This is a genomic window from Salinisphaera japonica YTM-1 (assembly GCF_003788585.1).
In the GTDB taxonomy this organism is placed as follows: domain Bacteria; phylum Pseudomonadota; class Gammaproteobacteria; order Nevskiales; family Salinisphaeraceae; genus Salinisphaera; species Salinisphaera japonica.
On the sequence record NZ_AYKG01000011.1, the window covers coordinates 14,525 to 29,659 of the forward strand.

Consider the following 15,135-nt stretch of genomic DNA (forward strand, 5'->3'; position numbering starts at 1 on the left):
AAATCAACTTCGCGCAGCCAGCCAGTCCCCGATCACCGGCCAGATCTCGCGCTGGGCGTCCTTGGACACGACGATGCCGGGATGATCGTAATTCTGGGCATAGCCGTGGGCCGTGCCGGCTTCCATGAACGTCGTATCAAGGCTTTGCGTGGCGTCGACGAAGGCCCGGCAGCCGGGCGTGGGGTCAACCTTGTCGGCGCTGCCGCTGATCGCCAGGACAGGACACGACAGGCCCGCCAGATCGTTGCGGATTATCGACGAACGCCGGCCGCGGGCGACCCAGTCGCAGGCATCGATCGCCGCGGCAGCCGGCTCATCGACCGGGCCCAGGCCGACGGCGCGGGCGGGCAGATGGCCACGCAGGCGCACCAGCCCGCGGGTAACCAGATTGCCCGGCCAATCGAGCATGCGCTTGGATTGTTCATACTGGCTGGCCAGTAACACCAGGCCGGCGATGGCATCGGAGGCCACATGGCGCGCCAGGCCGCGGGCCGCGGTCACGCCGCCAAACGAATGGCCGATCCAGAGCGCCGGCTGGGCGTGGCGCTCGGCCACGAGTGCCGCCACGGCCGGTATATCGTGGGTCATGTGCTCGGCAAGGCCCAGGCGTGCACGGCCGCAATCCGGCCCATCGGATAGCCCGCGGCGCTGCAGGATATAGACCGGGTGCCCGCGTTCAGCCAGATAAGCCGCCAGGCCGATGCCACGCTCGGACAGCCAGAACCGCCGGTCGGTGAACATGCCATGCATGAGCACGACCGGCGGCCCGTCGCCTGCCGACCCGCAGACCGTAACCAGACACTGCCCGCCGTCGGCGCCGGCCAGCGTCAGGTGTTGTATATCAGCCACGAACGATGTGCCAGCCGATCGCGATCACGCAGCCGGCCACCACGATCGTCAGCACACGGCGCAGCTGCAGAAAGCCGGTGTGTTGCCAGCCCTGGCGGTGCCCGCGTTCGTCAGCACCCCAGGCCAGGATGAGTGCAACGAGCAGCAGCCCGAACGCCCAGGCATCGCCCCAGACCTGGCCCAGCAGCAGGGCCGGCCAGGCGATGAGCGCAGGCACCACGCCCAGCACCATATCCAGCGCGGGCGCCCGCCCACGGGCCAGCATCAGCCCCCACTGCACGCCGCCGATGAACGACACGATGGTCGCCAGATAGACGAGCGCGATATGCAGCACGCGCTCGGGCAAGAGCGTGGTCCCGACATAGGCCTCGTACACGCCGGCCACGAAGGGCACCAGCGCCAGAAGCCCGAGGCCGGCTGCCAGCAGCAAGGCAGGCGCGCCGTTGCCCGCAGGCGATTTTGGTTTGGTGTCGGTCATGGGGTCGGCCCGGCGTTGGCGGCGCGTGTGAAGTGATCGGTCAGAGCACGCACCAGAGGTTTCATGAAATAGCTGGACTCGGGCATCAGATCAACTGTGATGTCTTGCTCGGCCAGGGTATCGGCCACCAACGGGCCGACGGCCGCCACGCAACGCGCGCCCAACGCGTTCTGCAGTGCCGCCAGCCGCTCGGTCTTGCGGGCCACCTTGAACAATCGGCGAACCTGCGGCGAGCTGGTAAAGGCCACGGCATCCACGCCACCCGTCACGATCTGGTCGATGAAGCCGGCCACGGCGGCGTCTTCGGCATCGTCGGCATAGATATAAGGTGCGACCGGCCAGACCTCGGCCCCGGCCGAGGTCAACGCGTCCTGTAGCGGGGTGTTCGGCTCGGTGCCGTAGAGCTGCACGCCGACGCGGTGGCCGGTCAGATCGATATTGGAAAGCGCATCAATCACCCCGGCCGTGGTCGGTTCGCTGGCCGCGATATCCCGGCCGATGCCCAGAGGTTTCAGCTCGCGCACGGGTTTCGGGCCACGCGTGATCTGTCGCGCCTGGGCTTGTGCAGCCCAGAAACGCTCGGCCGTCGACGCATCGATGGCCTGCACGAACGCATCGATCCGGCGTACGCCTTCGCCGGTGAGCCAGATCATGTCGGACAGACCTTGGGCGATGACCGAATCGACCCAGGCACGGACCGGCGCGGCATCGGGCGCATCACGGATATCCACCAGCGGGCAACGCACGACCGTTGCGCCGCGTTTTTCGAGCATGTCGGCGAACAGATCGAGCTGGCGGGATTCGGGCACGCCGATACAGCGCCCGGTCAGAACATCGGCAGAGCTCATGAGCAGCAGGACGATCGATGAATCATGGGCCGGAGTCTACCGGTCACACGAGGCGCGGTCGTGTCGCGTCGAAGTATTCATGCTGTGAATATCGAGAATTGATTGCATTTTCTATTCGTATTGATGACAGCGCCATAGAATAGCTCGCAAGACGAGTCGGGAATGCTATCTTTTCAAACGGCACCCCGAAAGCGCGACTTTTTCGTTTTGGCATCAATCGAGGAGATGACCATGTCCAATTACAGCGACAACGTGAGCCAGATCAGCAAGCTCTGCGATCAGCAGGGCGAAGCCTGGGCCGCGATCAACCCCGAGCACGCGGCACGCCTGCGGGCCCAGAACCAGTTCCACACCGGTCTGGATATCGCCCGATACACGGCCAAGATCATGCGTGAGGACATGGCCGCCTACGACAAGGACTCGGCCAATTACACGCAGTCCCTGGGCTGCTGGCACGGGTTCATCGGCCAGCAGAAGGCCATTTCCATCAAGAAGCATTTCGGCTCGCTGAAAGGCCGGTACCTGTATCTGTCGGGCTGGATGGTCGCCGCACTTCGCTCCGAGTTCGGCCCGCTGCCGGACCAGTCGATGCACGAGAAGACCACCGTGCCGATGTTGATCGAGGAGCTGTACACGTTCTTGAAGCAGGCCGATGCCTGGGAGCTCAACCACTATTTCCGTGACCTGGAAGAAGCCCGCGAGAACGGCGATGAAGTGGCGGCCAAGAAGGCCCAGGAAAACATCGACAACTTCCAGACCCACGTCATCCCGATCATCGCCGATATCGATGCCGGTTTCGGCAACGAGGAAGCCACTTATCTGCTGGCCAAGAAGATGATCGAGGCCGGCGCCTGTGCCATCCAGATCGAAAACCAGGTCTCGGACGTCAAGCAGTGCGGCCACCAGGACGGCAAGGTCACCGTGCCGCACGCCAGCTTCCTGGCCAAGATCAACGCCGTGCGCTATGCGTTCCTGGAAATGGGCGTGGACGACGGCATCATCGTGGCGCGTACCGATTCCCTGGGCGCTGGCCTGACGCAGCAGATCGCCGTCTCGGAAGAGCCGGGTGATCTGGGGGATCTGTACAACAGCTATCTCGACGGCGAAGAGATCAAGGATCCGTCGGACATCAACGCCAGCGATGTCGTGATCAAGCAGAACGGCAAGCTGGTCAAGGTCAAGCGTCTGTCCTCGGGTTTGTTCGAGTTCAAGAAGGGCACGGGCGAGGATCGCGTGGTGCTCGATTGCATCACCAGCCTCAAGAACGGCGCCGATCTGCTCTGGATCGAGACCTCCACGCCCAACGTCGCCCATATCGGCGGCATGGTCAGCCGTATCCGCGAAGAAGTGCCGGATGCCAAGCTGGTCTACAACAACAGCCCGTCGTTCAACTGGACGCTGAACTTCCGTCAGCAGGTCTATGACGCCTGGTCGGAAGAGGGCAAGGACGTATCGAACTACGAGCGTGCCAAGCTCATGGGCACCGAATACGACGACACCGAGCTGGCGGCCATGGCCGACGAGTGGACCAAGAACTTCCAGCGTGATGCTGCCCGCGAATGCGGCGTGTTCCATCACCTGATCACGCTGCCGACGTATCACACGGCCGCGCTGTCCACCGACGAGCTGGCCCGCAACTACTTCGGCGACGACGGTATGCTGGCCTACGTCCGTGACGTGCAGCGCACCGAAATCCGCGACGGCATTGCCACCGTCAGGCATCAGGACATGGCAGGCTCGAACATCGGCGACGACCACAAGGAATTCTTCTCGCGTGAAAACGCGCTGAAGGCCGGTGGCAAGCACAACACCATGAACCAGTTTGGCTAGTCTGGAACACGGTGTTGCGCCGCGGTGACTTCGACCGCCGCGGCTATTTTCGGGGCCCCTTTGGGCCCCGTTCTTTTTTGTGCGCTCGTGACTACGGCGACGCGCGCGCCTCCAACGGCGCCAGGCGCATCATCGCCACGATGCCGATGGCCGGCCCCGCGGCCAGCGCCAGGAACGCTGTGCCCCAGCCGAAGCGTTCGGCCAGCCACGGGATCAGCCATAGCGAGGGCGCGGTCAGGGCAAAGCCCAGCGCCAGTTGTAGCGTCAGGGCGCTGCCGATCGTGGCCTGGTCGCCCAGTTCGGTGACGAGCGTGGAGAACTGGGCTGAGTCCGCGATCACGCTGATTCCCCAGATCAGACCCACGACGAGCAGCACCGGCCAGCCCAGCGGGCCGAGCCAGCCAACGCTTGCCGCGCAGGCGCCCGATACGCTCATGCAAACGATCGTGGTGCGCGAGCGGCCCCAGCCATCAGCCACGCGCCCGGCCACCAGGCAACCAAGCGCGCCGATACCGATACAGGCAAAACTGGCCAGCGCGCTCCAGGCCGTGCTGTTGGCGATACCCGCGCGCGACAGCGCCTGGGAAAAGAACAGGCCGAACCAGGCCCACATGGCATACAGCTCCCACATATGCCCCCAATAGCCGATACAGGCCAGGCGCACGCCGCGATTGGCAAGCGCTCTGAACGCTTTTTTCGGATCGAACGGGGCACTGGGAAACGACAACGGCCCGTCGCGCCCGGCGATCCAGACGATCAGCCCGCCGCCAATCGACAGCGCCGAGCTGGCCACGATCACCGGTTCCCAGGCCAGCCCGCCCAGGCCGTTGATCAAGTGCGGCAACGCCGAGCCCAGCGCCAACGCGCCCACCATCACGCCAAGCGCCAGCCCGCGGTCCCGGTGAAACCATGCGGCCATCGCTTTCATCGCCGGCGGATAGACGAGCGCCAGACACATGCCCGTAGCCACGCGAACCGCAATCACGCCGGTCGGCGTGGTCACGATCAATACACCCAGGTTGGCGATGCCGGCAGCGACCGCGCCCAGCGCCATCAGGCGTCGTGGGTTGGCCCGATCGGCCAGATTCAACGTGGCCGATATCAACGCGCCGGCCACGAAACCGAGCTGCACGGCAATGGTCAGCCACGCGCCCCAGCCGGGCGCCAGATGCCAGGCCGCCGTAAGCTCGGGCAGCACGGCCGTGGCCGACAGCCACGGCGCCATGCCCAGCAACATGCCGGTGGCCAGTACGGCGAGTGCGAGCCAACGCCCCGATGGGGCCGCGGCTACAGGCGGGCTCATCGACAGGCCAGAATAACTAAAAATCTCATCCGCGCAGTGTGTAAGACATCGTTCCCGGCGGCGCTTGGACTTTAGAACAACGGGCGCTGTGGATCGGCGGTGATGTCGGCGGCCGGCTGTGGCGTGTGCTGCTGCAATATCCAGTTCATGAGCACATCACGGATATAGCGCTGCTGCTCGATGTCTAACGCCCGGCCGGCCGGAATACCGTGCCAGCTCGCCAGACAGCCGCGACAGCAGGTGGCCGTGGCGTGCTGGGCGATGAATACAGGATGGCCGCGCATCGGCGTCTGGCGCCCATCGCGGTAAGGCTCGGCCGGGGCCAGGCGGTTACGGATGAAATCGCCGGCGTGCCCGGCGATGCGTTCTTGGCCGTGCCGATCGATCATCGCGTTTTCCCGCGCACCAAGCTGAAAGCGCGCACGAAACGGCGAGCGCGCCAGTTTCTGTGCCAGGGCGTTGGGATCGGGCCGCGTCATAAAGCCGGATGGCGTGCGCGAATCCGCGCGATGATGGCTTCATGCTCTGGTGCGGCCACGCCGAGCCGTTTCGCCTGAGCCACCAGCCACCCGTTGATGGCCTCGATTTCTGTCAGCGCCCCGGCTTGTAGATCGGCCCGCATCGAGGAGGTATTGGCGGCCGTGGCGTGGGCGACAGCGCGTACCGTTTCGATCGAGCCGCCCGGCCAGCCGCCGTCCAGAGTCGCAAGAATCGTGTCGGCCTCGGCGGCCAGGGCCGTCGCGGGGGCCATGAGCGTTGTATTGTCCACGAGCGCCCCGTTGCGCACGTCATAGAGCGCGGTCAACGGGTTGAGTACCGCATTGACGACCAGTTTTCGCCACTGTGGCATGCGTATCGCGTGCTCCCATTGCGCCCCCGGCCAGGCCCGGGCCAGCGTCGGCCAGTCGGCGGGTGGCGTGCCGCCGCCGAAGGCCGTTTCGTTTTCTGCAACGACATCGAGCGTTTCCGGGGTGTCGGATTTCACGGCACTGGCTGTCACGACCTCGATTAGCCGCTGCGACGGCCTGAGCAGGCCATCGAGGCTGCCGATACCGTTCTGCAGCCGCAGCACGAGGGCATCCGGCGCCAGATCGATCGGTGCCAGCCGGGCGGCTGAATACGGGGTCTTGCAGGCCACCACCAGCCGCGTCACAGCCGTCACGTGCTCGGGCGGTCGTACGGGCAGCGCCAGCATTTGCGAACGGGTATCGCCGGCAAAGCGCAGATGAACACGCCGCTGATGCGGCCGGCCGGGGCGGATCACCGTTACCGATGCGCCGGCCCGCTGTAGATAAAAAGCGGCCAATGTGCCCATGCGCCCACAGCCCACGATATGCCAGGGGTGTCCGGCGGGCGGCGCTGGGTGATTCACCAAAAGACTCCGGGCAATGACAAGACATGAATGCTTGTATGATACCTGCAACGCGCGGGCAATTACGTAAGTGGAAAGCCTGACGCGCAGGGGTTATCGCATTCATAAAATAAACAAGAGTGGTCTCATGGCGAACACGAGAACCAATACGCGGGGGTTCGACCTGCCGTTATTCATCGTCGGCGGGCTGGTATTGCTCTCCGGCATCGCATTGGCGGGCGCGGGCGGTTATCTGGCCGGTCTGGGCGGCTCGTGGTACTACCTGGTCGCAGGGATCGGCATGCTAATTGCCGGCCCGCTGATCATGGCCGGCGTGCGGATCGGTATCTGGCTGTATGCGCTGGTATTCATCGGCACGCTGGGTTGGACGGTCTGGGAAGCCGGGCTCAATTATTGGCGCTGGGTGCCGCGTCTCGACGTGGTGCTGGTGCTGGGTATCCTCGTGGCGCTGGTGAGCCGGCGTGTGGGTGAGCCGTTCTCGCGCGGCTTCAAATGGGGCGTGAGCGGCGCGCTGGTCATCGCGCTCGTGGTGGCCGGCGGCCTGGCTTTCGTGCCCTATGGTTTCACCCATCCCGGGCAGGTGCCCGGCGCTAATTCAGTGGACGTGGCGACCGATACGGGCAACGTGCAGGCCGCCAACAATCCGGCCCAGGGCGATTGGGCGGCCTACGGCCGTGATCAGGCCGCAACGCGCTACTCACCCACCCACCAGATCACCGCCAAGAACGTGGCTGATCTCGGCAAGGTCTGGCAGTACCAGACCGGCGATCGGCTCGATCATCGTTGGGGCGCGGAAACCACGCCGCTCAAGGTCGGCGATTCGATGTACCTGTGCACCTCGCTGGGCAAGGTCATCTCGCTGGATGCCGCCACCGGGAAACAGAACTGGGTCTACGACGCCAAGGTCGCCAAGAAGAACATTCCGTATACCGCGGCCTGTCGCGGCGTGACCTATTACAACGTGCCCCAGGCAAAGACCGCCAGCCTGCCCACGGGCCCTGACGGCCAGCCGGCCTGTGCGGCGCGTATCGTTTACGGCACGCAGGATGCGCGCCTGATCGAAGTCGATGCCCGTACCGGCAAGCTCTGCCGGGATTTCGGCCACAACGGCCAGCTCTCGATCGCCGATCATCTGGGCTATAACCCGGCCGGCTACGTTGCGATCAACTCGGCGCCGGTAATCGTCAACGGCGTGCTCATCACCGGGCACCAGACCATCGACGGCCAGCGCCGCTACGCGCCGTCGGGCGTCATCAAGGCCTACGACGCCGTGACCGGCGAGCCGGCCTGGGTCTGGGACCCGGGCAATCCGGACGTCAACACGCCCATGCAGGGCGACGGCGAATACGTGCGCGGCTCGCCGGATATGTGGACCACCGCCGTGGGCGACGACAAGCTCGACATGATTTATCTGCCGATGGCCAATGCCTCCGGCGATTACTGGTCGGGCTCGCGTACACCGGCCATGAACAAGTGGGCCACCGGCGTCGTGGCACTGGATGCCTCGACCGGCAAGCCGGTGTGGCATTTCCAGACCTCGCATATGGACGTCTGGGACTATGATCCGGGCAGCCAGCCCACGCTGATCGATTTCCCTGACAGCAACGGCGACAAGGTGCCGGCGCTGATGATGCCCACCAAGCAGGGCAGTATCTTCGTCTTCAACCGCCAGACCGGCGAACTGCTCGGCGGCGGGGCCACCGAAAAGCCGGTACCCCAGGGCGGTGCCGAGGCCGATCTGCGCACGGCCACACAGCCTTACTCCAACTACGCCACGCTCCAGCAGCCCCGGCTTACCGATCGTGACATGTGGGGTATTTCGCCGTTCGACCAGCTCTATTGCCGTATCCAGTACAGCCAGGCCCGCTACGACGGCATGTACACACCACCGATGGCCAACCAGCCGTGGATCGAGTACACCGGCTACAACGGCGGCTCGGACTGGGGCAGCCTGGCCATCGACACACGTCGCGGCGTGATCATCGCCAACTATAACGACGTGCCCAACTACAACCGGCTCGTGCCGCGTGCCCGGGCCAACGAGCTGGGCTGGGTGCCGCGTGAACAGCAGAAGGTCGACAAGGGCGGCGCCGAAGGTGCGGGTGACCCGCAGATGGGCACGCCTTATGCCATCGACGTCAACGCCGGCTGGCGCGTGCCCTATACGCACATGCCTTGCACCGAGCCGCCGTACGGCCATATCCGGGCCATCAGCCTGTCTTCGGGCAAGACCCTGTGGGATCGACCGCTGGGCACGGCGCGTGCCAACGGCCCGTTCGGCTTGCCCACCTACATGCCGATCAACATCGGCACGCCGAACAACGGCGGCCCGGCGGTCACGGCTGGCGGCCTGGTGTTCATTGCCGCGGCTACGGACAACCTCATTCGGGCCATCGATATCGAGACCGGCAAGACGGTTTGGTCGGACGTGCTGCCGGCCGGCGGCCAGGCCACGCCCATGGTCTACTCGGTGAACGGGCGCGAGTTCGTCACCATCGTGGCCACCGGGCATCACTTCATGCAGACCCCGATGGGTGACTATGTCGTGACCTATGCGCTGGCAAGTGATGACGACGACGGCCAGAACACGCCACAGCTGAGCACAGGCTCGGACAAGGGCGCCAGGACGACGACCAACCCGGCCGCCGATCAGCCCAGCAACACGCTGACCCCGGCCGACGTACCGGGTGAGTCCGCGCAAGGCCAGATCCGGGCAGACGACAGCAACGCTGGATCGGCCAACGCCATGTCAGGGCGCGACACGGATCGTAGCGAGGCATCCGACAACGCCACGGGCGGCAACGACAGGTCGGCGAGCAGCCCGTTGCCGAATCGCGCCGCGCCGGGGGAGGCCACGTCCGCCGATGAGATGTCAGACAACGACACGCGCTCGGCCGCCGACGCGAACCGTGCTGCCCCGGATGCCAATAGTGCCGATAGTGCCGATAGTGCCGATGAAACATCGGGCGACACTGCCGGCCAGGATGGTTCCGACGACACAGAGTCGCCCGGGCCGAGTATCGATAACGACACCACCTCGGCCGCACCGGAGGCACGCGAGACCGCGCCCACCCCGGCCGAGAACACGATGTCCTCGGGCAGCAACACAACGCCGTTGGCGCCGGCCGAGGATCACACCACGCCGAGCCAGCATTGATGCCGGCATGGACTGATCAATCGTGATTTCAAGACGGCCTTCGAGCCGTCTTTTTTTATGCGCAGCCACCGGGCGCGGGCGTCTCGATCCTGACACGTCCGCGCCGGCGTCATCGCCGTGTTACCCGGCCGCTTTCTGGTCGCGTGCCATGGCCATGGCCGCCCGCGGTCCGGCCCAGAGTGAAGGCAACAACACCAGGGATACCGGTATCGCCGTCAGCACAATGAACTGTTGCAGCACGCCGATGCCGCCATCGCCGAGAATCAACAAGGCCGCGGCCATCAGCGCCATCAGAATGCCCCAGAACGCGCGCAGCCAGGTCGGCGGGTTGTCGTGGCCGGCACCCACCACGGAAATGGCATAGCTCATGGAATCCCCCGTGGTGGCCACGAAGATCGCGGTCAGTACCAGGACGGCCAGTGCCGTGATCGTGCCGCCCGGCAACGACTGGGCCACGGTCAACGTGGCGACATCGAACTTGAAGGCCGCCAACGGCTGGGTCAGATCAAATGCCCCGGTCATCTGCCCGTGGATGCCCGAGCCGCCCAGCAGGGTGAACCAGGCGGTGGTGATCAGCGGCGCCAGTACGGCCACCGACACGATCATCTGACGCACCGTGCGCCCGCGCGAGATACGGGCGACGAAAATCGCCATCAACGGCCCGTAGCCGATGAACCAGGCAAAGAAGAAGATCGTCCACCACTTCAGCCAGCCCGGCGAAGCCGTCAGCGTGCTCTGCGTGGCCATGGTGAAAAAGCCCGATAGATACGCGCCGAACGACTCGCTCCAGGCCTGAATCAGGAACCGCGTGGGCCCGAAGACGAACACCACGCCCGCGATCACCAGCGCCAGAATCACGTTGAAGCGGCTCAGCCACTGAATGCCGCGGGTGATGCCCGTTACGGCTGACGTCACATACACCAGCCCCAGCAGCGCGACGATCACCAGTTGGGTCGCCAGGCCTTCCGGCGTGCCGACCAGCACGTGCAGGCCGTAGCCCACCTGCGTGGCCAGAAAGCCGATCGGCCCGACCGTGCCGGCCACCACCGCAATCACACAGATCGCATCCACGAGGCTGCCCAGCGGGCCGGCCAGCCAGCGCTTGGGCAGGGTATCCATCAGCAGGGCGCGCGGGCGCAGCGGCTGGCCCAGATCATAATGCGCGCGCGCCAGCACCAGCGCGGTCAGTGCGCCCAGAATCGCCCAGGCCAGAAAGCCCCAGTGCATGAACGACTGTGCCAGCGCATGCGGCACGGCCTCGGGCGTACCGGGCGCGTTGTCGAAGGCCGGTGGCGTGTTCAGGTAGTGATAGACCGGCTCGCCCGCGGCAAAGAACACCCCGCCGCCGGCCAGCAACGTGCACAGGATGATCGACAGCCACTGAAACGTGCCCAGCTCCGGGCGCTCGATCCCGCCGATACGGGCACTGCCCGCCGGCCCGGCGGCCACGCCGAGGGCGATGACGAACGTGGCGATCAACAACCACTCGAACACCGAGCCCAGGTTCACTGCGGTCCAGGTGAAGCCGGCGGCAATGAAATCCGCGATCTTTGGCCCGGCCAGCGCAGTGGCCACGAGAAAGACAACAACGAAACCCAGCGAGGCGCCGATCGATAGCCGATCGAGGCCCGGATTATCACGTGGGCCGGGGGAGGAGGAGTCAGACATAGGCAGGGCGGGGCGGTAAAAGAGCTGAAGCGCCGGCATCATACGCATGGCGCGGGCGGTCGCGAAAAATACGTGGTGGGCGCACCAGGTTGGCCTGGGTCTTTGTGCGACAGGATCGTTGCGGCATGCGCATTCCCGTCCGCGTATTGACCGCGCACCGCCGAGGCTTGGTCTTGGACTCACGGGCCGCGGCTGCTAGCTTGTCGACATGCCGGGCCATGGGGTCGCGGCACCCATCATCGGGTCTGGCCGCCGTTGTCGCGGTCCCAAACGGCCGGCAGCCCGGCTCGGTGCGGGCAGCAGGATTTCCTGCTGCCCACTTTCTTCATGACGACAGGCCCAACAACGGCCGTAAGACAACACCACGCCTGCCCGTGTTGCTTGCCGCCGCGCGTCATATCGGCGACGCCGCCGCACCCGCGGCCGGCCCGATTCAGTCGTCGATCTCCAGGCGCACCTGGCCATAGGCCAGCAATGAAAACAGCACCGTGCCGCCCAGAATATTGCCGATCAGCGCCGGCACGACGAAGCCCCAGAGGCCGTCGATCACGCTCAACTGGTTCGTCAGCACCAACAGCCAGACTTCCATCGAGCCCACCACCACATGCGCAAAGCCGCCAAGCGCAATCAGATACGTCGGCAACACGATCACCCAGATCTCAAAGCCGCGCGCATTGGGCAGCATCCACACCAGCGCCGCCACGAAAAAGCCCGCCGGCACCGCCAGCAGCAGCATCGATAGAAAATCGCGCCCCAGAATGGCGTGTTCGGCAATCGAGCGCATCGCCTCCAGATGCCCCGGCGTGGCGGCCTCGCCCACCAACACCACGAATGCGGCCGCCACGAACGTCCCCACCATATTGGCCACGAACACGACGCCCCACAGCCGCAGCGTGCAGAACAGCGCATGCCAGCTCGTACGCGCCATGAGCGGCAGGACCACGCTGATCGTATTCTCGGTAAACAACTGCATGCGCCCGAGTACAACCAGCACAAAACCCGCGCAGTAACCGAAATCCGCCAGCACCGTGCGCCAAGGCGAGTCCGGCAGCTCGGCGTGCAACAGGCCCTTGGCCACCACCGACGAGGCAATCGCGATACCCGCGGCAATGCCCGACCACCACAACGAACCCAGGGGGCGGGCCATCTCCTCCTCGCCGTCGTGGCGAATGCTTTGGTAAACCTGGCGCGCCGAAAGCCGCGTGCTCGGCGTATCGTCCGGACCGGTGTTCTGGGGCATGGGGCAGGGGCTTGAAGCAGGCGCTATAGCCTAGGGCCTGTTGTCGTTTCATGCGAGCGCCGCTTTCGCCCAGAGGCTGCGGTGTGTCCTGCAAGGCGCGAGTAGAAGCGTCGTGGCGTGCCACGATCAAGGCTTGCCAGCGCCACGGCGCCCATCTTCGATTTTTTATGGGCGTGCTAACCCGAAAGGACAAGCGCTGTCTTACCGCAATACATCGTTCTAGCCCACTGCGCGACGACGACTGCGCGGCGTGCGCTACGCCTCGTCTTGCCGCCCATAGTCACAATATGGAGCGCTTGACGCGGGCTCGTATGAAACGGCAACAGGCCCTAACGATGAAGTCGTGATTTTATGGGGCTGTGGCGCCGGCGTTGTGTGTTGTAGCGGCGTTATTGCCCGCGTATTCAGCGCTCTGAAAAACAAGGCCAACGAGGTAGTCCAATACGATTAATACATCGTTTTTAGTGCGTCGGTGGTGATCGGCATGGGAACCTTTATCGGCATAGCGATCGCAATCGATCGCCAGAAATAACGCTCGGCGCACGTCGGGAGCAGTCTCGTGAACGGCGCGCGCTTACCGGGTTATCTGCGCGTCTGATTCATCGCGCGGGTGTACCATGCACCCAATAATCAGCTACGCCGTACCGTCATGGCCAAGACCAAAACCGTTGCCGATCTGCTCGTCGATCTGCTCATCCAGGCCGATGTGAAATACGTCTGGGGACTGCCCGGGGACTCGCTCAACGGCTTTACCGAATCACTGCGCGTACGCTATGAAATCGCTTGGCGTGGCGTACGTCATGAAGAAGTCGCTGCCCTGGCGGCCACGTACGAAGCCGAGGCTCGCGATGCGCTGTCGGTATGTGCCGGGTCCTGCGGGCCAGGCAATCTGCATCTGATCAACGGCCTGTTCGAGGCCCAGCGAGCCAACGTACCCATGGTGGCCATCGCCGCCCAGATTCCTTCATCCGAGATTGGCCTGGGCTACTTTCAGGAAACCCATCCCCAGAACCTGTTCGCCGAATGCAGCGACTACTGCGAGCTGGTCTCCAATGCCGCCCAGTTGCCGCAGGTCTTCGAAGCGGCCATGAACAGCGCCATCGTCAACCGCTCGGTTTCGGTCATCGTCTTGCCGGGCGACGTGGCCCTGGCCGATTCCCCCGTCGAGCGCGTGCGCTGGCAGCCGCCGGTACGCGGCGTGACGGTGCCGCCTGAGGGGGCCCTCGATGACCTGGCCGAGCGTCTGAACAGCGCCGATAACATCGCGATCCTCGGTGGCTATGGTTGCCACGGCTATCACGACCAGGTCGTCGCCCTGGCCGACAAGGTCAAGGCCCCGGTCGTGCACGCCCTGCGCGGCAAGCAGTCGCTGGAATACGACAACCCCTACGATGTCGGCATGACCGGGCTGATCGGATTCTCCTCGGGCTATGAGGCGCTCAAGAAATGCGATCTGCTGGTCATGCTGGGCACCAATTTCCCGTACCGGGATTTCTTCCCCGACCACGGCAACATCATCCAGATCGATATCCGCGGGCATCACCTGGGACGTAGATCCCAGCTCGCCATGGGCCTGATCGGCGATATCGGCCCCACGCTGGATGCGCTCCTGCCGCGGCTGGACACGCACGACAACACCCGTTTTCTCAAGATCAGCCAGGACAACTATCGCGAAGCCCGCAAGGATCTCGACGAGTTGGCCAGTGCCCGCGACGACGGCAAGCCGCTGCACCCGCAGTACCTGACCGCCCGTGCCTCCGAACTGGCCGCTGAGGATGCTGTATTCACGGCCGATGTCGGCACGCCCACCGTCTGGGCCGCGCGGTATCTCAAATTGAACGGCAAGCGCCGTCTGGCCGGCTCCTGGATGCACGGCTCCATGGCCGTGGCCATCCCGGCAGCCATGGGCTGGCAGGCAGCCTACCCGGGCCGCCAGGTCGTGGCCCTGGCCGGTGACGGTGGCCTGTCCATGCTCATGGGTGATCTGATCACGCTGGCCGCGGAAAATCTGCCGGTCAAGGTCATCGTCTATAACAACGAAACGCTCGGCTTCGTGGCCATGGAGATGAAGGCCGCCGGCTATATCGACAAGACCACGGACCTGCCCAGCGTGGATTACGCTGGCCTGGCTCAATCGCTGGGCATATACGGCGTGACCGTGCGGGATTCATCGGGCCTCGACGATGCCCTGGCCAAGGCATTCGCTCACGACGGCCCAGCCGTCATCGACGTGCACACGGCCAAGCAGGAACTCTCCATGCCGCCGCGCATCGAAGCCAAGCAGGCCCGCGGTTTTTCGCTCTACATGATGAAGGCCGTCATGAACGGCCGGGGCGACGAAGTCATCGACCTGGGCAAGACCAACTGGTTCGGGCGTTGAGCACTTGGGG

At 64.8% G+C, this 15,135-nt stretch carries 11 protein-coding genes; 3 read left to right on the forward strand and 8 right to left on the reverse strand.

The features are described from left to right. Positions 1 to 3: 3 nt before the first annotated feature. The 3 genes from SAJA_RS04515 to SAJA_RS04525 are packed head-to-tail and all read right to left on the reverse strand — an operon-like array spanning position 4 to position 2,175. Positions 4 to 849 carry an alpha/beta fold hydrolase gene (locus SAJA_RS04515; RefSeq protein ID WP_123657474.1) on the reverse strand — a complete coding sequence of 282 codons (846 nt, stop codon included), beginning with the start codon at positions 847 to 849 and terminating at the stop codon, positions 4 to 6. Next, positions 842 to 1,327: a DUF3429 domain-containing protein gene (locus SAJA_RS04520; RefSeq protein ID WP_123657475.1), complete on the reverse strand. Its 486-nt coding sequence runs from the start codon at positions 1,325 to 1,327 to the stop codon at positions 842 to 844. The genes SAJA_RS04515 and SAJA_RS04520 overlap by 8 nt, the downstream gene beginning before the upstream one ends. After that, the gene (locus SAJA_RS04525; protein WP_123657476.1) at positions 1,324 to 2,175 is read right to left on the reverse strand and encodes a uroporphyrinogen-III synthase; all 852 of its coding nucleotides are present in this window, start codon (positions 2,173 to 2,175) and stop codon (positions 1,324 to 1,326) included. Before SAJA_RS04525 ends, SAJA_RS04520 begins: the two co-directional genes overlap by 4 nt. Before the next feature lie 231 nt (positions 2,176 to 2,406). Here SAJA_RS04525 and SAJA_RS04530 point away from each other — a divergent pair, with 231 nt between their 5' ends. Continuing rightward, positions 2,407 to 4,005, forward strand: coding sequence for an isocitrate lyase (locus tag SAJA_RS04530; RefSeq protein ID WP_123657477.1), 1,599 nt, complete (start codon positions 2,407 to 2,409; stop codon positions 4,003 to 4,005). A 91-nt stretch (positions 4,006 to 4,096) separates the two neighbouring features. Here SAJA_RS04530 and SAJA_RS04535 read toward each other — a convergent pair whose 3' ends face one another. The 3 genes from SAJA_RS04535 to SAJA_RS04545 all read right to left on the reverse strand — a co-directional run bounded on the left by SAJA_RS04535 (position 4,097) and on the right by SAJA_RS04545 (position 6,680). Continuing rightward, on the reverse strand, positions 4,097 to 5,308 hold the full coding sequence (locus tag SAJA_RS04535) for an MFS transporter (protein ID WP_123657478.1): 1,212 nt from the start codon (positions 5,306 to 5,308) through the stop codon (positions 4,097 to 4,099). A 71-nt stretch (positions 5,309 to 5,379) separates the two neighbouring features. Next, positions 5,380 to 5,787 (reverse strand): DUF4186 domain-containing protein, encoded by a 408-nt coding sequence (locus SAJA_RS04540; RefSeq protein WP_123657479.1) that lies wholly within the window; start codon positions 5,785 to 5,787, stop codon positions 5,380 to 5,382. Continuing rightward, positions 5,784 to 6,680, reverse strand: a complete 897-nt coding sequence (locus SAJA_RS04545) for a ketopantoate reductase family protein (protein WP_221180123.1) — start codon at positions 6,678 to 6,680, stop codon at positions 5,784 to 5,786. Before SAJA_RS04545 ends, SAJA_RS04540 begins: the two co-directional genes overlap by 4 nt. A gap of 127 nt (positions 6,681 to 6,807) precedes the next feature. On the opposite strand from SAJA_RS04545, the gene SAJA_RS04550 reads away from it, so the two are divergent. Beyond that, on the forward strand, positions 6,808 to 9,837 hold the full coding sequence (locus SAJA_RS04550; RefSeq protein ID WP_123657480.1) for a membrane-bound PQQ-dependent dehydrogenase, glucose/quinate/shikimate family: 3,030 nt from the start codon (positions 6,808 to 6,810) through the stop codon (positions 9,835 to 9,837). Between the two features lie 120 nt (positions 9,838 to 9,957). Here the strand turns inward: SAJA_RS04550 and SAJA_RS04555 are convergent, their stop codons facing one another. Together SAJA_RS04555 and SAJA_RS04560 are read right to left on the reverse strand one after the other, a co-directional pair. After that, positions 9,958 to 11,505: a BCCT family transporter gene (locus SAJA_RS04555; protein WP_123657481.1), complete on the reverse strand. Its 1,548-nt coding sequence runs from the start codon at positions 11,503 to 11,505 to the stop codon at positions 9,958 to 9,960. 433 nt (positions 11,506 to 11,938) lie between these two features. Beyond that, the gene (locus SAJA_RS04560) at positions 11,939 to 12,745 is read right to left on the reverse strand and encodes a formate/nitrite transporter family protein (protein WP_123657482.1); all 807 of its coding nucleotides are present in this window, start codon (positions 12,743 to 12,745) and stop codon (positions 11,939 to 11,941) included. Between the two features lie 649 nt (positions 12,746 to 13,394). Between SAJA_RS04560 and poxB the strand changes: the two genes are divergently transcribed. Beyond that, positions 13,395 to 15,125 (forward strand): ubiquinone-dependent pyruvate dehydrogenase, encoded by a 1,731-nt coding sequence (poxB, locus tag SAJA_RS04565; protein ID WP_123657483.1) that lies wholly within the window; start codon positions 13,395 to 13,397, stop codon positions 15,123 to 15,125. Positions 15,126 to 15,135: the final 10 nt, after the last annotated feature.